The organism is Streptomyces sp. NPDC048001 (assembly GCF_043203115.1).
Classification (GTDB): Bacteria; Actinomycetota; Actinomycetes; order Streptomycetales; family Streptomycetaceae; genus Streptomyces; species Streptomyces sanyensis.
On record NZ_JBIDBN010000002.1, the window covers coordinates 222862 to 246547 of the forward strand.

General features: G+C 72.9%; 18 protein-coding genes and 1 riboswitch. Of the genes, 11 read left to right on the forward strand and 7 right to left on the reverse strand.

Going from position 1 to position 23686, the window contains the following annotated elements:
- Positions 1–253: 253 nt before the first annotated feature.
- From ACGF15_RS05295 to glgX, 3 genes are all read right to left on the reverse strand, one after another.
- A complete protein-coding gene (locus tag ACGF15_RS05295) occupies positions 254–2077 on the reverse strand; it encodes an ABC transporter ATP-binding protein (protein ID WP_392797055.1) in 1824 nt (607 codons plus the stop codon).
- 134 nt (positions 2078–2211) lie between these two features.
- Positions 2212–4131 (reverse strand): ABC transporter ATP-binding protein, encoded by a 1920-nt coding sequence (locus ACGF15_RS05300; RefSeq protein ID WP_392796954.1) that lies wholly within the window; start codon positions 4129–4131, stop codon positions 2212–2214.
- 132 nt (positions 4132–4263) lie between these two features.
- The gene (glgX, locus tag ACGF15_RS05305) at positions 4264–6606 is read right to left on the reverse strand and encodes a glycogen debranching protein GlgX (protein WP_392797056.1); all 2343 of its coding nucleotides are present in this window, start codon (positions 6604–6606) and stop codon (positions 4264–4266) included.
- Between the two features lie 336 nt (positions 6607–6942).
- Between glgX and ACGF15_RS05310 the strand changes: the two genes are divergently transcribed.
- From ACGF15_RS05310 to ACGF15_RS05330, 5 genes are all read left to right on the forward strand, one after another.
- Positions 6943–8166: an Ig-like domain-containing protein gene (locus tag ACGF15_RS05310; RefSeq protein WP_345614217.1), complete on the forward strand. Its 1224-nt coding sequence runs from the start codon at positions 6943–6945 to the stop codon at positions 8164–8166.
- Positions 8167–8458: 292 nt separating this feature from the next.
- The gene (locus ACGF15_RS05315) at positions 8459–9709 is read left to right on the forward strand and encodes an Ig-like domain-containing protein (RefSeq protein WP_345614216.1); all 1251 of its coding nucleotides are present in this window, start codon (positions 8459–8461) and stop codon (positions 9707–9709) included.
- Between the two features lie 87 nt (positions 9710–9796).
- On the forward strand, positions 9797–10564 hold the full coding sequence (locus tag ACGF15_RS05320) for an enoyl-CoA hydratase-related protein (RefSeq protein ID WP_345614215.1): 768 nt from the start codon (positions 9797–9799) through the stop codon (positions 10562–10564).
- A 260-nt stretch (positions 10565–10824) separates the two neighbouring features.
- Positions 10825–11325, forward strand: coding sequence for an ATP-binding protein (locus tag ACGF15_RS05325; RefSeq protein WP_345614214.1), 501 nt, complete (start codon positions 10825–10827; stop codon positions 11323–11325).
- A 579-nt stretch (positions 11326–11904) separates the two neighbouring features.
- Complete coding sequence (locus ACGF15_RS05330; RefSeq protein ID WP_345614213.1) at positions 11905–12117, forward strand: EF-hand domain-containing protein; 213 nt, start codon at positions 11905–11907, stop codon at positions 12115–12117.
- 124 nt (positions 12118–12241) lie between these two features.
- Here ACGF15_RS05330 and ACGF15_RS05335 read toward each other — a convergent pair whose 3' ends face one another.
- The 4 genes from ACGF15_RS05335 to gcvT all read right to left on the reverse strand — a co-directional run bounded on the left by ACGF15_RS05335 (position 12242) and on the right by gcvT (position 16632).
- On the reverse strand, positions 12242–13609 hold the full coding sequence (locus ACGF15_RS05335; protein ID WP_345614212.1) for an L-serine ammonia-lyase: 1368 nt from the start codon (positions 13607–13609) through the stop codon (positions 12242–12244).
- 161 nt (positions 13610–13770) lie between these two features.
- Positions 13771–15030: a serine hydroxymethyltransferase gene (gene glyA / locus ACGF15_RS05340; RefSeq protein WP_256522905.1), complete on the reverse strand. Its 1260-nt coding sequence runs from the start codon at positions 15028–15030 to the stop codon at positions 13771–13773.
- Between the two features lie 11 nt (positions 15031–15041).
- On the reverse strand, positions 15042–15419 hold the full coding sequence (gcvH, locus tag ACGF15_RS05345; RefSeq protein WP_256522904.1) for a glycine cleavage system protein GcvH: 378 nt from the start codon (positions 15417–15419) through the stop codon (positions 15042–15044).
- Positions 15420–15516: 97 nt separating this feature from the next.
- Positions 15517–16632: a glycine cleavage system aminomethyltransferase GcvT gene (gene gcvT / locus ACGF15_RS05350; protein ID WP_392796955.1), complete on the reverse strand. Its 1116-nt coding sequence runs from the start codon at positions 16630–16632 to the stop codon at positions 15517–15519.
- Positions 16633–16788: 156 nt separating this feature from the next.
- A riboswitch (glycine riboswitch) is annotated at positions 16789–16884 on the reverse strand.
- A 200-nt stretch (positions 16885–17084) separates the two neighbouring features.
- Between gcvT and ACGF15_RS05355 the strand changes: the two genes are divergently transcribed.
- The 6 genes from ACGF15_RS05355 to ACGF15_RS05380 all read left to right on the forward strand — a co-directional run bounded on the left by ACGF15_RS05355 (position 17085) and on the right by ACGF15_RS05380 (position 23683).
- Positions 17085–17750, forward strand: a complete 666-nt coding sequence (locus ACGF15_RS05355; RefSeq protein ID WP_345614210.1) for an AAA family ATPase — start codon at positions 17085–17087, stop codon at positions 17748–17750.
- A 95-nt stretch (positions 17751–17845) separates the two neighbouring features.
- Positions 17846–18595 (forward strand): enhanced serine sensitivity protein SseB, encoded by a 750-nt coding sequence (locus ACGF15_RS05360; protein ID WP_392796956.1) that lies wholly within the window; start codon positions 17846–17848, stop codon positions 18593–18595.
- A 275-nt stretch (positions 18596–18870) separates the two neighbouring features.
- A complete protein-coding gene (locus tag ACGF15_RS05365; RefSeq protein ID WP_362606718.1) occupies positions 18871–19665 on the forward strand; it encodes an enhanced serine sensitivity protein SseB C-terminal domain-containing protein in 795 nt (264 codons plus the stop codon).
- Positions 19666–19959: 294 nt separating this feature from the next.
- The gene (locus ACGF15_RS05370) at positions 19960–21630 is read left to right on the forward strand and encodes an ABC transporter substrate-binding protein (protein ID WP_392796957.1); all 1671 of its coding nucleotides are present in this window, start codon (positions 19960–19962) and stop codon (positions 21628–21630) included.
- Positions 21631–21714: 84 nt separating this feature from the next.
- Positions 21715–22719, forward strand: coding sequence for an ABC transporter permease (locus ACGF15_RS05375; protein ID WP_345614206.1), 1005 nt, complete (start codon positions 21715–21717; stop codon positions 22717–22719).
- A 10-nt stretch (positions 22720–22729) separates the two neighbouring features.
- Positions 22730–23683 carry an ABC transporter permease gene (locus ACGF15_RS05380; protein ID WP_392797057.1) on the forward strand — a complete coding sequence of 318 codons (954 nt, stop codon included), beginning with the start codon at positions 22730–22732 and terminating at the stop codon, positions 23681–23683.
- The last annotated feature ends 3 nt before the right edge of the window (positions 23684–23686 follow it).

The following is a 23686-nucleotide window of genomic DNA, read 5'->3' on the forward strand; positions in this document are numbered from 1 at the left end:
CAGGGGCGGTGGACGCGGTGTGCGGTGGTGACGCGGGAGACGGGGGAGACCCCCTGGACCCCTGCGGCGCCCGAGCCGTCCCTGGCCGGATCCGAGCGGCCGTGGCGCACCGCTGAGCGGACGTCAGAAGGTCCGGGGACGGGCCCGTCCGGGCGGCCCCGGCGGGCCGGGAGCACCGCGGGCGGACCCGCCGGGGCGGTCCCGGTGCACCGCTCCCGCCCGCCGGCGAAGCCGAGGGCCCCGGGGCCCGCCCTCAGCCCGAGAGGCTCTCCCGCCACGCGCTGTGCAGGCCCGCGAAGCGCCCCCGGCCCGCGATCAGCTCCGCTGGAGGACCGTCCTCCACGATGCGTCCGGCCTCCATGACCAGCACCCGGTCCGCGACCTCCACCGTGGAGAGCCGGTGGGCGATCACCATCGCGGTGCGGCCCCGCAGCACCGTGTCCATCGCCTGCTGCACGGCCCGTTCGCCAGGGATGTCGAGCGAGCTGGTGGCCTCGTCGAGGATCAGCACGGCCGGGTCCGCGAGCAGCGCCCGGGCGAAGGCGACCAGCTGGCGCTGCCCCGCCGAGATCCGCCCGCCCCGCTTGCGCACGTCGGTGTCGTACCCCTCGGGCAGGGCGGCGATGAAGTCGTGCGCGCCGATGGCCTTCGCGGCCTGCTCGATCTCCGCGCGCCCCGCGTCGGGGCGCCCGAGGGCGATGTTGTCCGCCACCGTCCCCGAGAACAGGAAGGCCTCCTGGGTCACCATCACCACGCCGCGGCGCAGCTCCGGTACGGCCAGGTCCCGCAGGTCCGTGCCGTCCAGCAGCACCCGGCCCGCGCTCGGGTCGTAGAAGCGGGCCAGCAGCTTGGCCAGCGTCGACTTGCCCGCGCCCGTCGAGCCGACCACCGCCACCGTCTGCCCGGCCGGGATCCTCAGGTCGAAGCGGGGAAGCACCTCGCCGCCCGTGCGGTAGCCGAAGCCCACCTGCTCGAAGACCACCTCGCGCCCCGGCCCGCCGGGGCCCCGCGCGGGCAGCGGGCGCGGCCGCACCGGGTCGGGGACGGACGGCTGCTGGGCCAGCAGCCCCGCGATCTTCCCCAGGGAGGCGGCGGCCGACTCGTAGGAGTTCAGGAACATCCCCAGCCGGTCGATCGGGTCGTACAGCCTCCGCAGGTACAGCACCGCGGCCGCCAGCACACCGAGCGCGAGCGTCCCCGAGGCGACCCGCCAGGCACCCCACAGCACGATGGCCGCCACCGCCGTGTTGGCGACCAGGCGGGAGCCGACCACATAGCGGGCCATCTCCAGCAGGGTGTCCCCGTTGCTGCGCTCATGGCGCCGGTTCAGCACCCGGAAGGCCTCGTCGTTGGCGCGCTCCCGGCGGAAGGCCTGCACCGGACGGATGCCGTTCATCGTCTCGGCGAACTTCACGATCACCGCCGCGATCGCCGTGGACCGGGCGGCGAAGACGTGCCCCGCGCGGCGCCGGTACAGCCGCACCAGCAGGTAGAGCGGCACGAACGAGGCCACCGCGACCGATCCGAGCCCGAGGTCCAGCCAGAGCAGCACGGCCGAGATGTAGACGAACGACAGCACGACGGCCATCAGCTCCTGCAGGCCCTCGCTCAGCAGCTCCTGCAGCGACTCCACGTCCGTGGTGGAGCGCGAGATCAGCCGCCCCGAGGTGTAGCGCTCGTGGAAGTCCACGCTCAGCGCCTGCGCATGGCGGAAGATCCGGCCGCGCAGGTCGAGCAGGGCGTCCTGGTTGACCCGTGCGGAGGAGCGGATGAACGCGTACTGCAGGACCCCTCCCGCCAGCGCGCACACGGCGTACCCGGCGCCCACGGCGACCAGCGGCCCCAGGTCCCCGGCGCGGTAGGCGGGGACCCCGCGGTCGATGGCGTAGGCCACCAGGAGCGGACCTGCCTGCACGGCGGCCTGCTGGAGCAGCAGGAGCAGGGCGGTGAGCGCCACCCGGGCCCGGTGCGGTGCCAGCAGCGACCGCAGCAGGGCGCCCGTCGCCCCGGCCGGGGCGGGAAGGGCGTCCCGGTCGAAGGGGTCGCCGTCCACGGGGCCGGCCGGTGCGGGCGGCACCCGGCCGCCGGGGCCGCCCGCGGGGCCCTCGGCGGACGGCGCCGGGGCCGTCCCGGCCGCGGCGGGCTCCGGGTCCGGTCGGGACGGCTCGGCCGTCCGCCCGTCACCGGCCTGCTTCGTGGGGGGCTGCGTGGTCACCGCGCCGTCCTCTCCGCGTCCTCGGCCGCCGCCGGGGCGCCCGTGAGCTGTGTTCCCCGGTCGCCGTCCGCGCCGGACATCAGCCAGGCGTACTCGGCGTGGGTGCGCAGCAGTTCCTGGTGGGTGCCCACCGCGGCGATCCGGCCGCCGGACAGCAGTGCCACCCGGTCGGCCAGCATCACCGTCGACGGGCGGTGCGCCACGACCAGCGCCGTGGTGTCCGCCAGGACCCGCCGCAGCGCCGACTCCACCAGCGCCTCGGTGTGCACGTCGAGCGCCGACAGCGGGTCGTCCAGCACCAGGAAGCGCGGCCTGCCCACCACCGCCCGGGCCAGCGCGAGCCGCTGGCGCTGGCCCCCGGACAGGCTCAGGCCCTGCTCGCCCACCTGGGTGCCGGCCCCCTGCGGCAGCGTGTCCACGAACCCGGCCTGGGCGATGTCCAGCGCCCGGCGCAGGGCGTCCTGCCGCGCCGGGTCGGCCTGCGCGTCCGGCGCCCCCTGCCCCGGGCCCGTCTCCTGCGTGTCCGCGCCGCGGTGCGCCCCCGGGCCTCCCGGCGCCTCGGCGGCTCCCATCAGCACGTTCTCGCCGACGCTGGCGGAGAAGAGCGTGGGTTCCTCGAAGGCCATGGCCACCTCCGCCCGGAGCCGCTCCCGAGGCAGCGAGGCGATGTCCCGGCCGTCGAGCGTGATGCGCCCGGCGGTGGCCTCGTACAGCCGCGGCACCAGCGCGGTGAGCGTGGTCTTGCCGCTGCCGGTGCCGCCGACGAGCGCCATCGTCTCGCCCGGGCGCACATGGAGGTCCACGCCGTCGAGCACCGGGGCGGACCCCTCGGGCGCGTCGGGGTAGCGGAAGACCACGCCCGAGAAGCGCAGCCCGTCCCGGGGGCCGGGCGGCCGCTCCCCGCCGGCCCCGGGCGCGTCCTCCTCGGGGGCCTCGTCCAGCACCTCGAAGTAGCGGTCCGCCGCCGTCGCCGCCTCCTGGCTCATGGCCAGCAGGAAGCCGATCGAGTCCACCGGCCAGCGCAGCGCCAGGGCGGTGGACAGGAAGGCCACCAGCGTGCCCGCGGAGAGGTCGCCGTCGGCCACCTGCACCGCGCCGAGCACCAGGGCCGCGCCGATCGCGAGTTCGGGCACGAAGGTGATGAGCCCCCAGATCCCGCCCAGCAGCCGCGCCTTGCCCAGCTCCGTGCCGCGCAGCCGCACCGAGAGCCCGCGGAAGGCCTCGGCCTGGCTGCGGTGCCGCCCGAAGCCCTTGACGACCCGGATGCCCAGCACGCTCTCCTCGACGACCGTGGCCAGGTCGCCGACCTGGTCCTGGGACCTTCGGGCGACGACCGAGTAGCGGGTCTCGAACATCGAGCAGGCGATCACCAGCGGCACCACCGGGGCCAGCAGCACCAGCCCGAGGGTCCAGTCCTGGGCGAGGAGGATGACGAAGCCGACCAGGATGGTGGTGCCGTTGACGAGCAGGAAGGTCAGCGGGAACGCCAGGAACATCCGCAGCAGCATCAGGTCGGTGGTGCCGCGCGAGAGCAGCTGGCCCGAGGCCCACCGGTCGTGGAAGGCGACGGGCAGCCGCTGCAGATGGCGGAACAGGTCCGCCCGCATGTCCGCCTCCACGCCGGCCAGGGGCCGCGCCACCAGCCACCGCCGGAAGCCGAACAGCACCGCCTCGGCGATGCCGAGCAGCAGCAGGGCGAGCGCGCCGAGCCACACCCCGCCCGGGTCGCGGTCCGCCACGGGCCCGTCGACCATCCACTTGAGCACCAGGGGGATGACGAGGCTGAGGCAGGAGGCGACGACCGCCACGAAGGCGGCACCGAACAGCCGGACGCGCACCGGCCGTACGTAGGGCCACAGCCGCAGCAGTGAGCGCACGGCGGACCGGTCCTGGGAGGCTGGGGCAGTAGTGGGCATCAGGACCGAGAGTACGGTTCGCCACTGACAGGCTCATCCGAATTTCGCCGCCGGATTCGCCGCCGGATTCCGCCGCCGGGCGAGGGGCGACGGCGGCCTCGGCACACGGGCGCGCCGCGGCCCCGGTCGCCCTCAGCCGTCGGGCGTGTCGTGGGCGCCGGGCGTGTCGGGCGCGCCGGGTGGGTTCTGCGGGTCGGGCGCGTCGTGGGCGTCGGGCGCGCCGGGTGTGTTCTGTGTGTCGGGCGTGTCGGGCGTGCCCCGGGCGGCCGCGGTGCCGGGCGGCTCCCCGGCCGCGCCCCCGGCGGTCACCCGCAGCAGCAGCACCGACCGCGCCGGAACCGTCACCCGCGCGCCTGCCGGGTACGTGGTGCCCGGCGGCCCGGACTGGTCCTCCCGCGAGGTGTCCACCACCGACTCGTACGCCGCCGCCCAGGGCGGCCCGGGAAGCCGGAAGACCACCGGGGCGTCGCCCGCGTGCAGGATCGTCAGGAAGCTGTCGTCGGTGACCTGCCGCCCCCGCGCGTCCCGCCCGGGGATGTCGCGGCCGGAGAGGAACAGCGCCAGGGTCGCCGACGGCGCGTACCAGTCCGCCTCGGTCATCTCGGTGCCGTCGGGCGTGAACCAGGCCAGGTCGCGCAGCCCGTCCGGGGCCTGCGGACGGCCCGAGAAGAAGGCGCGGCGGCGCAGTACCGGATGCGCGTGCCGCAGGGCGATGAGCCGGCGGGTCAGGGCCAGCAGCTCCCTGCTGCCGGGCTGCTCGGGCAGCGACCAGTCCAGCCAGCTGATCCCGTTGTCCTGGCAGTAGGCGTTGTTGTTGCCCCGCTGGGTGCGGCCCATCTCGTCCCCGGCGACCAGCATGGGCACACCGGTCGACAGCAGCAGGGTCGTCAGCAGGTTCCGCAGCTGCCGTCGGCGCAGGGCGTCGACCGCCGGGTCCTCGCTCTCCCCCTCCGCCCCGCAGTTCCAGGAGCGGTTGTCATGGGTGCCGTCCCGGTTGCCCTCGCCGTTGGCCTCGTTGTGCTTGTGGTGGTACGAGACGAGGTCGCGCAGGGTGAACCCGTCGTGCGCGGTGACGAAGTTGACCGAGGCGTAGGGCCGCCGCCCGCCCCAGGCGTAGAGGTCGCTCGATCCCGAGATCCGGTAGCCCAGGTCGCGCACGTCGGGGAGCGCCCCGCGCCAGAAGTCCCGTACGGCGTCCCGGTAGCGGTCGTTCCACTCCGTCCACAGCGGGGGGAAGGCACCCACCTGGTACCCGCCGTCGCCCACGTCCCACGGTTCGGCGATCAGCTTCACCCGGCGCAGCACTGGGTCCTGGGCGATCACCGCGAGGAACGGCGAGAGCATGTCGACGTCGTGCATGGACCGGGCCAGCGCCGCCGCCAGGTCGAAGCGGAAGCCGTCGACGCCCATCTCGGTGACCCAGTAGCGCAGCGAGTCCGTGATCAGCCGCAGCACCTGCGGCCGCACCACGTGCAGGGTGTTCCCGCAGCCGGTGTAGTCCGCGTAGCGCCGGGCGTCGTGCGGCAGGCGGTAGTAGCCGCGGTTGTCGATCCCGCGCAGCGAGAGCATCGGCCCCAGCTCGCCCGCCTCGGCCGTGTGGTTGTAGACCACGTCGAGGATCACCTCGATGCCGGCCGCGTGGAGGGCGCGGACCATCCGCTTGAACTCGCCCACCTGCTGCCCCGCCGTGCCCGAGGCGGCGTACGCGGCGTGCGGGGCGAAGTAGCCGATGGAGTTGTAGCCCCAGTAGTTCACCAGCCCGCGGCGCAGCAGGTGGTCCTCGTGGGCGAACTGGTGGACGGGCAGCAGCTCCACGGCGGTCACGCCGAGCGAGGTCAGGTGCTCGATCGCGGCGGGGTGGGCCAGTCCCGCGTAGGTGCCGCGCAGCTCCTCCGGGACGCCCGGGTGGCGCCGGGTGAAGCCCCGCACGTGCATCTCGTAGATGACCGTGTCCGACCAGGGCGTCTTGGGCCGCCGGTCGTCCTGCCACTCGTCTCCGCCCCCCGTGTCGTCGGCCACCACCACGCCCTTGGGCACATGGGGGGCCGAGTCCCGGTCGTCGCGCACGGTGTCGGCGACGTGCTGGTCGGGCCAGTCGCGCACATGCCCGTACACCTCCGCCGGGAGGGTGAAGTCGCCGTCGACGGCCCGGGCGTAGGGGTCCAGCAGGAGCTTGGCCGGGTTCCAGCGGGCCCCGGTCCACGGGTCCCAGCGACCGTGGACCCGGTAGCCGTAGTGCCGGCCCGGGCCCACGCCCGGGACGAAGCCGTGCCAGATCTCGTGCGTCAGCTCGGTGAGCGGGACGCGGGTCTCGGCCGCCGACGGGCCGGGCCCGTCGAACAGGCACAGCTCCACCCCCTCGGCCCCGCCCGCCCACAGCGCGAAGTTGGTCCCCGCCACGCCGTCGGGCCCCACCCGGCAGCGGGCGCCGAGGGGGGTCGGGGTGCCCGGCCACGCGGGCGGCCCGCTGCGCACCGGCGGGCGATGACCGGTGGCCGGCCCCGGCGAGGGGCCCGCCGGTCCGGGGCCCCGCTCGTCCTGGACCGCCGTCTGCTGCTCGGCTGCGCTCGACACCTGTCCGCCTCCCGCGGCTCGTCGGGCCCTGACCCGAGAGGCGACGCGGCCCGGACGCCGGTCCGCGCCCGGACGCCGGTGCACGGCGTCCCGGCCGCGCGCCGCTCGTCGCTCCCGAGTCCATGTCTTCCCGCGCGGCCCGCCTCCCAACATCGCCCCCGCCGCCCCGGGGCCCGGCATCCCCCCATCGGACGCGGGGGACGTTGCCCGGGACGGGGGAGCGTCGTTGGCGGGGGCGTGAGAGACCTACTGAAGCGGGCGGCACGGCGCGCGGGGCTGGCAGTGGCAGGAGCGGGACTGGTCGCGGGACTCGCCGCGTGCACGGGGGGACCCGCGGAGGGCGGCGACAAGGGCCGGCCGGACGAGGCGATCCAGGTCATGCCCCGGGACGGCGCGACGGGGGTGTCCCCCGACGGGCCGCTGCGGGTGGAACTGGACGCCGGACGGCTGGAGCAGGTGAGGGTCACCCGGATCGAGTCCGAGGGCCGCGCCACCGTGCCGGGCCGGATCTCCGGGGACGGCCTGAGCTGGTCCCCGTCCGAGGGCGCGCGGCTCAGCGCGGAGGCCAAGTACAGCGTCGACGTGGTGGCCCGGGACGCGCAGGGGCGGCGCACCGCCCGGCACACCACCTTCACCACCGCGGTCCCCGGGAACCGCTTCATCGGCTACTTCGTGCCGGAGAACCGGGCCACGGTGGGCACGGGCATGATCGTGTCCTTCACCTTCAACCGCGAGATCGCCGACCGGGCGGCGGTCGAGCGGGCCATCCGGGTCACCTCCCGGCCGCATGTGGAGGTCGCCGGGCACTGGTTCGGCCGGGACCGGCTGGACTTCCGGCCCGAGCGCTACTGGAAGCCCGGGACCCGGGTCACCGTCGAGATGCGCCTGCAGGGCGTGGCCGCGGCGCCGGGCGTGCGCGGGGTCCAGGACCGGACCCTCACCTTCACCGTGGGGCGCTCCCAGGTGTCCACGGTCGACGCCCGGGAGCACACCATGCGCGTGGTCCGCGACGGCGAGGCCCTGGCGACGCTCCCGATCACGGCGGGCGCGGACGAGACGCCCACCTACAACGGCAGGATGGTCGTCTCCGAGATGCACGAGGTGACCCGGATGAACGGCGCGACCGTCGGCTTCACCACCGAGGACGGCCGCAGCGAGTACGACATCAAGGACGTGCCGCACGCCGTCCGGCTGACCACCTCGGGGACCTTCCTGCACGGCAACTACTGGGCCGAGACGGAGGCCTTCGGCGCCGAGAACGTCTCCCACGGCTGTGTGGGGCTGCGCGACGACAAGGGCGGCAGCAGCGAGTCGCCGGCGGGCTGGTTCTTCGACCGGACGCTGATCGGGGACGTCGTCGAGGTCGTGCACTCCGACGACCGCACGGTCTCCCCGGACAACGGCCTCAGCGGGTGGAACCTCGGCTGGCGGGAGTGGAAGGAGGGCTCCGCCCTCGGCTGACCGCCCCGGCTCCGGGGCCTGCCCGGCGGACCCCGGAGCCCGCCTGCCTCCCTCCGCGCCCCGCGCACCCGCCGCCCCTCGCGCCGCCGCCCCCGCACCCGGCCCGCACCCGGCCCGCACCCGGCCCCGCCAGGCGTTTCCCTGCCTGACCGGGAGGACAGGTTGGGACCGAACGGTGACATCCGGGAGGACGTCTCATGACCTTCCGTGTGATTTTCTGAGTTCCGTGCGCACGCGAGGGGCGCGGGGGCGCGGGCCGGGTGACGCCGGTCCGCTGCGAGGGGAGACGCGAGTGAACGGGCAGCCGGTATCGGGGGCATCGGCCAGAGCCGGGCGGGAAGGACGCGGGCGGGCGGCCGCCCGTCTGACGGCACTGGCGCTCGGCGCGGTGCTGGTGCTCACCGGATGCGGGGGCGGCAAGAGCGGCACGGCGGACGCGGGGGACGGCGGGCCCGGCGCGACGGCCGTGGCGGACGGGCCCTCCGAGGCCGTGGTGACGATCGCCCCCAAGGACGGCGCCGAGGCGGTGGCGACGACGGGGGCGCTGAAGGTGACGGCCCGGAAGGGCAAGCTGACCGCGGTCACCGTGCAGGACGACAAGGGCACCACGGTCGACGGCAGGATCGCCGAGGACGGCGCGTCCTGGACGCCGCTGCACCACCTGGCCGCCTCGACCAGGTACAAGGTGCACGCGGTCGCGAAGGACGGCCAGGGCCGGGAGTCGGCCAAGGACACCGTGTTCACGACCCTGGTCCCGCAGAACACCTTCATCGGCCACTACACGCCGGAGGACGGCTCGACCGTCGGCGTCGGCATGCCCGTCTCCCTCAACTTCACCCGCGGGATCACCGAACCGGAGGCGGTGGAGAAGGCCATCACCGTCACCGCCGATCCGGAGGTGCCGATCGAGGGCCACTGGTTCGGCAACGACCGCCTCGACTTCCGCCCCGAGAAGTACTGGGCGGCGGGCACCAAGGTCACCGTGCGGCTCAACCTCGACGGCGTCGAGGGGCGCCCCGGGGTCTACGGCAAGCAGGCCAAGTCCTTCAGCTTCACCATCGGCCGCTCCCAGGTGTCCACCGTCGACGCGAGCGCCCACACCATGACGGTCGTCCGGGACGGCAAGGAGTTCAAGACCCTCCCGATCACCGCCGGCGCCCCGTCGACCACCACCTACAACGGGCAGATGGTGATCAGCGAGAAGTACGAGGTGACCCGGATGAACGGTGCCACCGTGGGCTTCGGCGGCGAGTACGACATCAAGGACGTGCCGCACGCGATGCGCCTGTCCACCTCCGGCACCTTCGTCCACGGCAACTACTGGGCCTCGGCGGGCACCTTCGGCTCGGCCAACGTCTCCCACGGCTGCGTCGGCCTCCAGGACGTGCGCGGCGGCTACGACAAGGACATGCCGTCGGCGTGGTTCTTCGACAACTCGATCATCGGGGACGTCGTCGTCGTGAAGAACTCGAAGGACAAGCAGATCGCGCCCGACAACGGGCTGAACGGCTGGAACATGCCCTGGGCGGAGTGGATCGCCTGACCCCGGGCGGGGGACGGCGGGGCGGGGCCCGGTGCTGTGAGCAACGGCACCGGGCCCCGCCGCGTTAACGAGGGCTAACCTCGGGCCATGACTGTTTCCCTCGAAGTCTCCGAAGGCGTCGGCACCATCCGCCTGGACCGCCCCCCGATGAACGCCCTCGACGTGGCCGTGCAGGACCGGCTGCGCGAGCTCGCCGAGGAGGCGACCCGCCGCGAGGACGTGCGGGCCGTCATCCTCTACGGCGGGGAGAAGGTGTTCGCGGCCGGGGCGGACATCAAGGAGATGCAGGCGATGGACCACACCGCCATGGTGCTGCGCTCCCGCGCCCTCCAGGAGTCCTTCACCGCCGTCGCGCGCATCCCCAAGCCCGTCGTCGCGGCGGTCACCGGCTACGCCCTCGGCGGCGGGTGCGAGCTCGCGCTCTGCGCCGACTACCGCATCGCGGCGGACAACGCGAAGCTGGGGCAGCCGGAGATCCTCCTCGGCCTGATCCCCGGCGCCGGAGGCACCCAGCGGCTGTCCCGCCTCCTCGGGGCCTCCCGGGCCAAGGACCTCATCTTCACCGGCCGCATGGTGAAGGCGCAGGAGGCGCTCTCCCTGGGGCTGGTCGACCGGGTGGTCCCCGCCGCGGAGGTCTACGAGCAGGCCCGTGCCTGGGCCGGGCAGCTCGCCAAGGGCCCCGCGCTGGCGCTGCGCGCGGCCAAGGAGGCGGTCGACGCCGGGCTGGAGACGGACATCGAGACCGGTCTCGCCGTCGAGCGGACCTGGTTCGCGGGGCTGTTCGCGACCGAGGACCGCGAGCGGGGGATGCGCAGCTTCGTGGAGGAGGGGCCGGGGAAGGCCGAGTTCCTCTGATGCGGTAGCGGTTGCCGCCCGCACGGGCCGCGCGTCAACCCGATGCGCGGCTCCGCGCTCCGTGCGGGTGGCCCGACTCCTTCCGGCCGCCCGGCTCGGGGCTTGTCCGGCCGCGGGCGGTGCCGTCGCAGGTCCGGCCGGTCGCCCGGGAACGTCCCACGCGTCCGTCATATGCCGTAGCGGGTTCGGGATTGAGTCAAAGGGGGGCGCGTTCCGGTGGAAGGCCCTCGGGTCCAGCACACAGCGGCCATCATGGAGCCATGGCGGGCCTGGAGGGTACGGGACAGCCACGGCAGCGCGCGGGCGCGACCGCAGCGCGGTGGGTTCCGGCCGTGGACGACGAACAGGCGCTGAAGGCGCTGGAGTTGTACGGGAGCCCGGCGGACGGCGAGGTGCGCCTGCCGTCCCGCCCCGAGTCCGCGGGCGTGGCCCGCCGGCTGACCTCGGGGGTGCTGCTGCGCTGGGCGCTGCCGGCCCAGACCTGCGAGCACGCCGTCCTGCTGGTCTCCGAACTCGTCGGCAACGCGGTGCGCCACACCGGCGCCCGCGTCTTCGGGTTGCGGATGGTCCGCCGCCGCGGCTGGATCAGGATCGAGGTGCGGGACCCCTCACGGGGGCTGCCCTGCCTGATGCCCGTCCAGGAGATGGACACCAGCGGGCGCGGTCTGTTCCTCGTGGACACCCTCTCCGACCGCTGGGGGGTCGATCTGCTGCCGCGCGGGAAGACCACGTGGTTCGAGATGCGGATCATGGAGCGGTGAACGGGCCGGGCCCTGCGGCGCGGGTACACGGAAGCCCCCGTGCGCCATGGTGGGCGGCTGGGGGCTTCCGTGTGCAGTGCCGTGGACGGGGTGGGGTGTAGCCACGGCAACCGTGGACGACCTGGCCCGGGTCAATGGGGGTCGTGCCACCGACTATGACAGATGGACGCTGCAGCTCCAAAACGGCAAATCGACCACATGTGAACATAGCTCTGATTGTGCAAATGAATCCTAGGTGAGATTGACTACTTGCCTGCAAATCAATGCATGATTATGAGATCTGATGAGTGAATCATTGATGAAAGCTGCGTGGCGGACGGCGGGTCGCAGTCCTGCGCGGCGCGGCCCGGGGCCGGGGCTCCAGGGCGGCGGCCGGGGGGTGCCCGTGTCTCCCGGGAGGGGTGCGCGGGAGACCCCCGGCCGGGTGTCGCCCGACCGCCGTCCATGATCGTCTCACGTCCGCCGCCGCGCGCTCGCCCGTGCCGTACCGCCCCGGCCGGGAGGCGGCCTCCCCGCCGGGCCGGGAGCGGCGACCGCTAACCTGATCACCCTCAGCAAGGCATCGAGAAGGGGTGGACCGTGGCGGACATCGAGACGGCACGCGAGACGTTCAGGCGCTTCGACGCGGACGGCGACGGCTACATCACCGCGGCCGAGTACAAGACGGCCATGGCGCAGATGGGCGACTGGAACGTCACGGAGCCGGTGGCCGAGGCAGTGATCGCGGCGCAGGACGCCGACGGCGACAAGCTTCTGTCCTTCGACGAGTTCTGGGCCCACCTGAACAAGTGACGCGGTGCCCGTCCCCTCCCTGCGACGGGCACCGACGGCCCCTGGCGCTCTGGGCGCCGGGGGCCGTGGCGCTCGCCCGCCGGCCCGTGCCCGACGGTGCGGATGCCGGTCGGGGCCTGCCCCCTCAGCACTCGATGATGTTCACCGCGAGACCGCCGCGGGCGGTCTCCTTGTACTTGACCGACATGTCCGCACCCGTGTCCTTCATGGTCTTGATGACCTTGTCCAGGGAGACCTTGTGGCTGCCGTCGCCCCGCATGGCCATCCGGGCGGCGGTCACGGCCTTCACCGCCGCCATGCCGTTCCGCTCGATGCACGGGATCTGCACCAGGCCGCCGACGGGGTCGCAGGTCAGGCCCAGGTTGTGTTCCATGCCGATCTCGGCGGCGTTCTCCACCTGCTCCGGGGAGCCGCCGAGGACCTCGGCGAGCGCGCCGGCGGCCATGGAGCAGGCGGAGCCGACCTCGCCCTGGCAGCCGACCTCGGCGCCCGAGATGGAGGCGTTCTCCTTGAACAGCATGCCGATGGCGCCCGCGGCGAGCAGGAAGCGCACCACGCCGTCCTCGTCCGCGCCGGGCACGAAGTTCACGTAGTAGTGCAGGACCGCCGGGATGATGCCCGCGGCGCCGTTGGTCGGTGCCGTGACCACCCGGCCGCCCGCGGCGTTCTCCTCGTTCACGGCCATCGCGTAGAGCGTGATCCACTCCATGGCCAGGGCCGTCGGGTCGCCCTCGGAGCGGAGCTTGCGGGCGGTGGTGGCCGCCCGGCGGCGCACCTTCAGGCCGCCCGGGAGGATGCCCTCGCGGGACATGCCGCGCGAGACGCACGCCTGCATCACGCGCCAGATCTCCAGCAGCCCCTCGCGGATCTCCTCCTCGGTGCGCCAGGCCTTCTCGTTCTCCAGCATCAGCGCGGAGATCGACAGCCCGGTGTCCCGGGTGAGCCGCAGCAGCTCGTCGCCGGTGCGGAAGGGGTGCTTGAGCACCGTGTCGTCGAGGACGATCCGGTCCTCGCCCACGGCGTCCTCGTCGACGACGAAGCCGCCGCCGACCGAGTAGTAGGTCTTCTCCAGGAGGGTCGCGCCCTCGGCGTCGAAGGCGGCGACGGTCATGCCGTTCGCGTGGTAGGGCAGGGCCTTGCGCCGGTGCAGTACCAGGTGCTCGTCGGCGTCGAAGGCGATCTCGTGCATGCCCAGGAGGCTGAGGCGGCCCCCGGAGGTGATCCGCTCGACCTGCTCGTCGGCGGTCTCCACGTCGACGGTCCGCGGCGAGTTGCCCTCCAGGCCCAGCAGGACGGCCTTCGGCGTGCCGTGGCCGTGCCCGGTGGCGCCGAGCGAGCCGTACAGCTCGGCGCGTATGGAGGCGGTGTGGGCCAGCAGGCCCTCGTTCTTCAGGCGCCGGGCGAACATGCGGGCCGCGCGCATCGGGCCCACCGTGTGGGAGCTGGACGGGCCGATGCCGATCGAGAACAGGTCGAAGACCGAGATGGCCACGGGGGACTCCTTGAGGGTGGTAGACGGCGGTGTCTGCCGGGCGGTGCAGGGCGGTGCGTGGGGGCGTGGTGCGGGGCACCCCGCCCGTCGCACGGCGGGCGGGGTGCCCCGTTGTCGTCGTGCCGGCGACTCACGCCGGGCAGCGACGGTGTCCGGTCCGGTTACAGACCAGGGTAAAGCGGGTGCTTCCCGGCCAGGGCGGTCACCCGGGCGCGCAGCGCCGCGGCGTCGTAGCTGGGCTTCAGCGCCTCGGCGATGATGTCGGCGACCTCGCGGAAGTCCTCGGCCTGGAAGCCGCGGGTGGCGAGGGCCGGGGTGCCGATCCGCAGGCCCGAGGTCACCATCGGCGGCCGCGGGTCGTTCGGGACGGCGTTCCGGTTGACCGTGATGCCGACCTCGTGGAGGCGGTCCTCGGCCTGCTGGCCGTCCAGCTCCGAGTTGCGCAGGTCCACCAGGACCAGGTGCACGTCGGTGCCGCCGGAGAGCACGGACACGCCGTGCTCCGTGACGTCCTCGCGCACCAGGCGCTCCGCGAGGATGCGGGCGCCGTCCAGGGTGCGCTGCTGGCGCTCGCGGAAGTCCTCGGAGGCCGCGACCTTGAAGGAGACCGCCTTGGCCGCGATCACATGCTCCAGCGGACCGCCCTGCTGGCCCGGGAAGACCGAGGAGTTGATCTTCTTGGCCAGCTCGGAGGTGCAGAGGATCACGCCGCCGCGCGGGCCGCCGAGGGTCTTGTGGGTGGTCGTGGTCACCACATGGGCGTGCGGCACCGGGTTGGGGTGCAGGCCCGCGGCCACCAGGCCCGCGAAGTGGGCCATGTCCACCATGAGGTAGGCGCCGACCTCGTCCGCGATCCGGCGGAACGCGGCGAAGTCCAGCTGGCGGGGGTACGCCGACCAGCCGGCCACGATCAGCTTCGGCTTCGACTCCTTGGCGAGGCGCTCGACCTCGGCCATGTCGACCTGGCCGGTGGCGTCGTCCACGTGGTAGGCGACCACGTTGTAGAGCTTGCCGGAGAAGTTGATCTTCATGCCGTGGGTCAGGTGGCCGCCGTGGGCCAGGTTCAGGCCCATGATCGTGTCGCCCGGCTTCAGCAGGGCGAACATCGCGGCGGCGTTCGCCTGCGCACCCGAGTGGGGCTGCACGTTGGCGTGCTCGGCGCCGAACAGCTCCTTGATGCGGTCGATCGCGATCTGCTCGACCACGTCGACGTGCTCGCAGCCGCCGTAGTAGCGGCGGCCGGGGTAGCCCTCGGCGTACTTGTTGGTCAGGACGGAGCCCTGGGCCTCCATGACGGCCACCGGAGCGAAGTTCTCCGAGGCGATCATCTCGAGGGTGGACTGCTGGCGGTGGAGCTCGGCGTCGACGGCGGCGGCGACGTCCGGGTCCAGCTCGTGGAGAGGGGTGTTCAGAAGCGACATAGGGATGATCCTCAGTTGCCGGAGAACTCGGTGTACTCGTCAGCGGAGAGCAGGTCCTTCGGCTCCTCGCTGACGCGCACCTTGAAGAGCCACCCGCCCTCGAACGGAGCGGTGTTCACCAGGGACGGGTCGTCCACCACGGCCTGGTTCGACTCGACGACCTCGCCGGTCACCGGCGAGTAGAGGTCGCTCACGGACTTCGTCGACTCCAGCTCGCCGCAGGTCTCGCCCGCGGTCACCGTGTCGCCGGCCTCGGGGAGCTGGGCGTACACCACGTCGCCCAGCTGGTTGGCCGCGAACTCGGTGATGCCGATGGTCGACACGCCGTCCTCGGCGGGCGACAGCCACTCGTGTTCCTTGCTGAAACGCAGCTGCTGGGGGTTGCTCATGACCTGAATTCTCCTGTACGCGGGGGAGTGGTGGTGAACGTGTACGGCATGTGGACGGTCGTGCGCCGCCGCACCGGGCGGGGGCCCGGTGCCGGGGTCACTTCCGGCGCTTGTAGAAGGGCAGCGCGACGACCTCGTAGGGCTCGTGGCTCCCGCGGATGTCGACGCCCACGCCCGCGGTACCGGGCTCGGCGTGCCCGGCGTCCACGTACGCCATGGCGATCGGCTTGCCCAGGGTGGGGCTCGGGGCGCCCGAGGTGACCTCGCCGACGACCTCGCCGCCGGCCACGACCGCCATCCCGGCGCGCGGCACCCGGCGGCCCTCGGCGACGAGGCCGACCAGCCTGCGCGGCGGCGCGGTCTCGGCCCGGTCGGCGGCGGCGCGCAGGGCCTCGCGGCCGACGAAGTCCCCGGCCTTCTCGAACTTCACGACCCGGCCCAGACCCGCGTCGAAGGGCGTCAGGGCGGTGGTCAGCTCGTGGCCGTACAGCGGCATCCCCGCCTCCAGGCGGAGGGTGTCGCGGCAGGACAGCCCGCAGGGGACGAGCCCCTTCTCCCGGCCCGCCTCGGCCAGCGCCAGCCAGAGCTTCTCCGCGTGCTGCGGCTCGACGAACAGCTCGAAGCCGTCCTCGCCGGTGTAGCCGGTGCGCGCGATCAGCGCCGGGACGCCGGCGACGGTGCCGGGCAGCCCCGCGTAGTACTTCAGCCCGTCCAGGTCCGCGTCGGTCACCGAGGCCAGGATCCCCGGGGACTCGGGGCCCTGCACGGCGATCAGCGCATAGGCGTCGCGGTCGTCGCGGACGGTCGCCTCGAAGCCGGCGGCGCGCTCGGTCAGCGCGTCGAGCACCACCTGGGCGTTGCCCGCGTTGGCGACGACCATGTACTCGGTGTCACCGAGGCGGTAGACGATGAGGTCGTCCAGGATCCCGCCGTCCTCGCGGCAGATCATCGTGTACCGCGCACGGCCGGGGCCGACGGTGGAGATGTTCCCGACCAGGGCGTGGTCGAGCAGCTGGACCGCCTGCGGGCCGGTCACGGTGATCTCCCCCATGTGGGAGAGGTCGAAGAGCCCGGCCCGGGTGCGGACGGCCTGGTGCTCGTCGCGCTCGCTGGTGTATCGCAGCGGCATGTCCCAGCCGGCGAAGTCGGTCATGGTCGCGCCCAGCGAGCGATGCAGGGCATCGAGCGCTGTACGGCGGGGGGAAGTGCTCATGGATCTGGCTCCCAGGGCATGGCGACGAGGACAATCCTCCCCATCTGTCATCGGAACCTGAGAGGTTCGCCGAGACCCCGCGTACGGATGGTGTACGGACGGTCACGGCTTGCACCTTGGGTGGGACCGCAGGGCGGCCCGCTTTTCAGATCTGCCTCGTCGCGCGCGGTACGGGGCCTGAGAGATTCAAGGGAGGAACTTGCTCCTTCGGCGCCCGCCACCGGGTGGCAGGGACTCTCCCGCGCGGATTCAAGCGGCCGGTATGCAGTTGGCGCGCACATCATGACACGCATCGGGGAAGAGTGGGGGAGTGCGGTACCGGAACCCTCGGCGAGGACCCGGTCCCGTTCGGCACACCGCCGCGGAAATGGACCAATGTGTATTACCCGTTCTTTACACTGCGTGAGCAGGCTCAAGGCGACGGGCCACGGGGCCCGGCGAGGGGGAGGGTGATGACGGTGCAGCGGTCCGGTGCATACGCCGCGGCCACGGGGGTCCCGGCCCGGCCGGGCGCCCCGGCCGGCGGGACCGTCGGCGCGCCCGCGCCCGTCCTGCGCGACCTGCGCGACCGGCCGGGGCGCAGCCCCCGGCGGCTGACCTTCGCCGCGGGGGACCTCGTGGTCGTGTCCGGCCTGCCCGGAAGCGGCAAGACCACGCTGATCCAGCGGTCCGCCGGGGGGCTCGGCGTCGACTCCCAGGACACCCGCGACCGCTTCGACTCCTCCACCCCCCGGTGGCTGCCCTACGCCGTCTACCGCCCTCTCGTGCGGATCGCCCACTACGCCGGGCTGCGCCGCGCGTTGCGCGCCGGGGGGAGCCTCGTGGTGCACGACTGCGGCACCCAGGCGTGGGTCCGGCGCTGGCTGGCCCGGGAGGCCGCGCGGCGCGGCCGGGCCCTGCACCTGGTGCTGCTCGACGTCTCGGCCGAGGTGGCCCGGGAGGGGCAGCGCGAGCGCGGCCGCGGGGTCTCCTCCTACGCCTTCGCCCGCCACCGCCGCGCGGTGGGCCGCCTGGTGCGCCGGGCGGAGGAGGGGCGCCTGCCCGCGGGGTGCGCCTCCGCGGTGCTGCTCGACCGCCCGGCGGCGGGAGCCCTGCGCTCCGTCGCCTTCTCCGGCTGAGGCGCCCGGGGGAACGGCGGGGCGGGGCGGGGCAATAGAGTCGGGGCGTCCCCGGGGACGCCCGGGTCGTGGGACCGCGACGAAGAGACGAGCAGATGGACTACCCGCAGCACGGCTGGCCCGCCAACGAACTGGAGGAGACGCTGGCCGCGTCCCTCGGCAACCCCTCCGCAGGCGCCCGTATCGTCGAGGTGCTCGCCCGCAGCCACCTCTGGATACCCCTGCCCAACGGAGGCGGCCCCGACAGCCCCCATCTGGACCTGCCGACCACCGAGATCGACGGTGCCGCGTACGTCCCCGTCTTCAGCTCCGAGCAGCAGTTCCGCGCCGCTGCCGGGGCGCACCTGGCATTCACCGTGGCCCCCGCGGTCGGCTTCGCCCGCGGTCTGCCGCCGCAGCTGGGCATCGCCGTGAACCCGGGCGGCGCCGTCGCGGTGCCCCTGCCCCCTCCCGCCGTCGCCGAGCTGTGCCGGGGCGGCCGCACCCCGCCGGAGGGCGAGCCCACCGGCGGGCGGGTCCGGCTGTTCGAGCCGGACTGGCAGGAGGAGCCCGTCGACTTCCTCGCGGCCGCGGCCGGCGAGTTCGAGGCCTCCGGTGCCGTGCTCACCGCCTGCCGCGCGCTGGCCTCGGTCGAGGCGGCGCCGCCCGCGCTCTTCGTCGCCGTCCGGCTCTCCGCGCCGGACGAGGCCGGCCGCCGGGCCGCCATGGACGCCCTCGGCCGCGCCCTCGGGCGTGTCGCGGTCCCCTGGCCGGTGAACCTGGTCCTGCTGGACCTCGCGCAGGACCCCGTGGGCGACTGGATGTCGGAGCGGGTCCGCCCGTTCTACGCCCGGCACCCCCTCTGAGCACCTGCCGGGCCCGGCGCGCCCACCCGCCGGCACCCGCGCCCGGGCGCCCGTGGGCACGGTGTCCGGGCCCCGGCGGCACCGTGTGCGGACACCCCGTGAGGAGGTCCGGGGGCCGGGCCTGTGTCGCCGCGCCCGCCTAAGCTGGTTTGATGGCCTGAACGGATGTACCGCGGGCCATCCCGGCGGGCGCAGGGCGCGACCGGCAGGCGGCGGGCGGGGGGATCGTCGGATCGTGCCCCCGGATCGATGAGGACGAAGGGGCGGAACCCAGGGTGAGCGCGCAAGGCACCGCGGCGACCGGGCAGGTCGAGCACATGCTGCGCCAGGTGACTCCCGGACGCTTCGACGCGTACGAGGCGCTGCTGCGCGCCCTCGCGGATCCGGCCGGCGGCCGGGTCTGGATGCTGCTCTGGCACGGGCAGCCCGGGTCCCCCGACGCCCGGTACGGCGCGATGGAGGTCGAGGGCCTCGGCTACGTGCCCTGTGTGACCTCCGCCCAGGAACTCGCCGTCTCCGGCTGGAACCGCGCCCACGACGTCACCCCGGCGGTCGAGGTCGCCCGCTCCCTCTACCCGGAGCGCCTCGGGATCTGGCTCAACCCGCACGCCCCCGGCGGCGGGGTCGGCATCCCCTGGCCGGACCTGCGCCGTATCGCCACGGGGCTGGACCGGATGCCCGCGGGGCCGCTGAGGCTGTCCGAGCCGGCCGTCGAGATCCCGCAGTTCTACGCCCTGCTCACCCAGCACGCGCACCGCACCCCGGCGGTGCGCTCGCTCCGCCGCGCCTGGGTGCAGCCCTCCGTCGGCGTGGCCTACCTGGCCGTCGGCCTCGACCTGTACGACGGCTCCCCCGCCTCGGTCGACGCGGCCCGGGCGATGATGCGGCAGGCGGTGGCGGCCGTCCCGGAGGGCCTGCCGGTCTCCACCGTCGCGCTGTCCGACGACTACGACCCGGTCGCGCTGTGGATGCGGGCGGCCTCCCGCCCCTTCTACGACCGGGAGGCGCACATCGGCGCCCCCGCCGCACCGGGATACGGCTACCCGCAGCCCGGCTCCGCCCCGCGCTGAGCCCCCGCCGGGGCGCTCGTCGTGGTGGGCGCTTCGGGGGTGTCTGGTCAGGAAGGCGCGGTGCGTGCGGAGTTGTCCGGAACGCGGGATGTAATTCCGAGAATGCACCTCTGAACCGCCGTAAATGTCAAGAGTGTTAACCGGCCCGATAGGGATGTCCCGTATCCGGCCGGTTTGTTGAACGTCCGGGTCTCGACTAGGTATCACCGCTATCCGGACTGTTCTCCCGGGTGGTTCCCGTCTGTAGTGTTCGGCCGTCAAGACCTCTCCACATGGTGAACCAGGGGTGGACCCATGCGAATATTCAAGTCCGGGGCGATCCGGGCGATCACGGCGGCGGTCTCCGTCGGCCTGATCGCGACCGGTTGTGCCAGTGAGCGGGGCCAGGACGGTGACAAGGCGGACGGCAAGGACACGTTCGTGTTCGCCGGCGCCGGTGACCCCGGGTCGCTGGACCCCGCACTGGCGAGTGACGGAGAAACGTTCCGTGTCACGCGCCAGGCCTTCGAGGCCCTGCTGGAGCACGAGTCCGGCGGCAGCGAACTCGTGGGCGGTCTCGCCGAGACCTGGTCGAGCAATCCCGAGGGGACCGTGTGGACCTTCAACCTCCGCAAGGGTGTGAAGTTCCACGACGGTGAGGCATTCGACGCCGCCGCCGTCTGCGCGAACTACGACCACTGGTTCAACTGGAAGGGCACCTACCAGCTGGACGCGGTCTCCTACTACTGGCGCAAGGTCATGGGCGGCTTCGCCCAGAACGAGGACCCGAAGGCATCTCCGGCGAACTACAAGTCCTGCACCGCGAAGGACGAGAGCACCGCCGTCATCGAGGTCAACGAGCCCTCCGCGAACCTTCCCGGCGGATTCTCCCTCCAGGCCCTGGCGATCCACTCGCCGAAGGCCATCAAGGAGTACGAGAAGCAGGAGGCGACCGCCAAGGGCGACGCCATCACCTACCCCAAGTACAGCCAGGAGGCCGGCACGGTCGCCGGCACCGGCCCGTACCGGATCACCAAGTGGAACAAGGGCAACAAGGAAGTCACCCTCGAACGCTTCGAGGACTACTGGGGTGAGAAGGCCAAGGTGAAGAACCTGGTCTTCCGCACCATCAACACCGAGGACGGCCGCCGCCAGGCGCTCCAGGCCGGTGACATCGACGGCTACGACCTGGTCGCCCCGGCCGACGTCAAGACGCTGGAGGGCGAGGGCTTCGAGGTCCCGACCCGCGACGTCTTCAACCTCTTCTACGTCGGCATGACGCAGACGGCCAACCCGGCGCTGACCAAGCCCGAGGTCCGCCAGGCCATCGCCCACGCCATCGACCGCGAGGGCATCGTCAAGACGCAGCTGCCCGAGGGCGGCAAGGTCGCGACCCAGTTCATGCCCGACACGGTCGCCGGCTTCTCCGACGCGGTGAAGACCTACCCCTTCGACACCGCCAAGGCGAAGGCGCTCCTCAAGAAGGCCGGTGAGGAGAGGCTCTCGATCGAGTTCTGCTACCCGACCGAGGTCACCCGCCCCTACATGCCCGCCCCGCAGGACATGTTCGAGCGCATGAAGGCCGACCTGGAGAAGGCCGGCGTCACCGTCACCCCGAAGGCCATGAAGTGGGCCCCGGACTACCTGGACGCCACCGAGTCGGGCTCCTGCGCCCTGCACATGCTCGGCTGGACCGGTGACTTCAACGACGGCTACAACTTCATCGGCACCTGGTTCGCGAAGAAGGACAAGCAGTGGGGCTTCGATGAGAAGGCCGTCTTCGACGCGGTGAACGCCGCGTCCAAGGTCGCCGACCCGAGCAACCGGGTGGAGGCCTACAAGAAGGCCAACGAGACGATCATGGAGTACCTGCCCGGTCTCCCGATCTCCTCCTCGCCGCCGGCCATCGCCTTCGGCAAGAACGTCAACCCGCCGAACGTCTCCCCGCTCACGCAGGAGAACTTCGCCGAGGTCTCCTTCAAGTAACGCACACCTGCGGGTCCGCCCGGCCACCGCGTCACGGTGGCCGGGCGGACCCGCATCGACGCACGTGAGAAAGGGGCATGCGGGGTGCTGCGACTTGTCGTACGAAGACTGCTACAGCTCATTCCCACCCTGCTCGGCCTGTCGGTCCTGCTGTTCCTCTGGCTGAACCGACTGCCCGGCGGACCCGCCTCAGCGATCCTGGGCGAGCGGGCGACCGAAGCCGAAGTGGCACGTATCAACCGGGCTCTGGGACTCGACGAGCCCGTCCACGTCCAGTACTGGCGCTTCCTCAAGCGCATCGCCGAGCTGGACCTCGGAACCTCCACCCAGACCGGGCAGCCGGTCTGGGACGAGTTCACCCTGCGCTTCCCGGCCACCGTGGAGCTCAGCGTCGCGGCGATCCTCATCGCCGTCGTCGTCGGCATCCCGCTCGGGTACCTGGCGGCCAGGCACCGCGGCGGCTGGATCGACGTGGCCTCCGTCTCCGGCTCGCTCATCGGGATCTGCATCCCGGTGTTCTTCCTCGCCCTGCTCCTCAAGGGCGTCTTCGCCGTCGAGCTGGGCTGGTTCCCCAGCTACGGACGGTTGTCCACGGGTCTGGACGCCACCCAGGTGACCGGCTTCGCGATCCTCGACGGCCTGCTCACCGGCGAGTTCGACGCCAGCTGGGACGCCGTGATGCACCTGGTCCTGCCCGCGGTGGCGCTGGCCTCCATCCCGCTCGCGGTGATCGTGCGCATGACCCGGGCCAGCGTGCTGGAGGTGCTGGGCGAGGACTACGTCCGCACCGCCGAGTCCAAGGGCCTGGAGAAGAGGGTCGTCCGGGGCCGCCATGTGCTGCGCAACGCGATGCTGCCCGTGGTCACCGCCGTCGGTCTGCTGACCGGCAGCCTGCTCTCCGGAGCGGTCCTCACCGAGTCGGTGTTCTCCTTCGGCGGCATCGGCTCCTTCATCCGCACCTCGATCGACGCGCGCGACTACCCCGTGCTCGTCGGGTTCATCCTCTTCATCGCGATGGTGTACGTGGTCATCAACCTGCTGGTCGACCTCGCGTACAGCCTCATCGACCCGAGAGTGCGGGTGCACTGACGTGACGACCATGACCAAGAAGGCCGACAAGATCGACCGGCTCGCGGAGCTGATGCAGTCCTCCGAGTCCACCAGCGGCGCCAGCCTCTGGCGCGAGGCCATGAGGCGGCTGCGCCGGAGCAAGATGGCGGTCATCGGCGCCGTCGTCATCGCGGTGTTCGTGCTGCTCGCGGTCGTCGGTCCGTGGATCGCCCCTTACACACCGACCGCCCAGACCTGGCGCGGCGAGGTGTTCGCCAACCAGGGGAAGTTCGTCGGCATGCGCGGCGAGAACTGGTTCGGCCTGGACCACCTGGGCCGCGACATGTTCTCCCGGATGCTCGTCGGCGCCCGCCAGACGCTGCTGGTGGGCGTCGTCTCCATGCTCATCGGCCTGCTCGTCGGCGCCCTGGTGGGCGTGCTCTCCGGCGCGGCCGCCACCCTCGGCGGGCGGGCCGGGCAGCGGGTCGACACCGTGATCATGCGCATCACCGACATCATGCTGTCGCTGCCGTCCCTGCTGCTCGCCGTCTCCATCGCGGCCGTGATGGGCCAGTCCCTGACCACCGTGATGATCGCCGTGGGTGTCGTGCAGATCCCCATCTTCGCCCGCCTGCTGCGCGGTTCGATGCTCGCCCAGGGCGGCTCGGACTACGTGCTCGCGGCGAAGGCCCTCGGCATCCGCAACAGGCGGATCGTCCTGACGCAGATCCTGCCCAACTCGATCAGCCCCGTGATCGTGCAGGCCACCCTGAGCCTGGCCACCGCGATCATCGAGGCCGCCGCCCTGTCCTACCTGGGCCTCGGCAACCCCGACCCGGCCATCCCCGAGTGGGGCGTGATGCTCTCCCAGGCGCAGCGCTTCTTCGACAACGAGCCCATGATGGCCGTCTACCCGGCGGTCGGGATCATCATCACCGCCCTCGGCTTCACCCTGCTCGGCGAGGCCATGCGCGAAGCCCTCGACCCCAAGCTGCGAGGCTGAAGC

Bases quoted from the DNA above. Each gene is read 5' to 3' on its own strand.
- ACGF15_RS05355 (WP_345614210.1), top strand. From the start codon at position 17,085: ATGACGGTGCAGCGGTCCGGTGCATACGCCGCGGCCACGGGGGTCCCG.
- glyA (WP_256522905.1), bottom strand. From the start codon at position 15,030: ATGTCGCTTCTGAACACCCCTCTCCACGAGCTGGACCCGGACGTCGCC.
- gcvT (WP_392796955.1), bottom strand. From the start codon at position 16,632: ATGAGCACTTCCCCCCGCCGTACAGCGCTCGATGCCCTGCATCGCTCG.
- ACGF15_RS05320 (WP_345614215.1), top strand. From the start codon at position 9,797: ATGACTGTTTCCCTCGAAGTCTCCGAAGGCGTCGGCACCATCCGCCTG.
- ACGF15_RS05380 (WP_392797057.1), top strand. From the start codon at position 22,730: ATGACCAAGAAGGCCGACAAGATCGACCGGCTCGCGGAGCTGATGCAG.
- ACGF15_RS05300 (WP_392796954.1), bottom strand. From the start codon at position 4,131: ATGCCCACTACTGCCCCAGCCTCCCAGGACCGGTCCGCCGTGCGCTCA.
- ACGF15_RS05370 (WP_392796957.1), top strand. From the start codon at position 19,960: ATGCGAATATTCAAGTCCGGGGCGATCCGGGCGATCACGGCGGCGGTC.
- ACGF15_RS05325 (WP_345614214.1), top strand. From the start codon at position 10,825: ATGGCGGGCCTGGAGGGTACGGGACAGCCACGGCAGCGCGCGGGCGCG.
- gcvH (WP_256522904.1), bottom strand. From the start codon at position 15,419: ATGAGCAACCCCCAGCAGCTGCGTTTCAGCAAGGAACACGAGTGGCTG.
- ACGF15_RS05360 (WP_392796956.1), top strand. From the start codon at position 17,846: ATGGACTACCCGCAGCACGGCTGGCCCGCCAACGAACTGGAGGAGACG.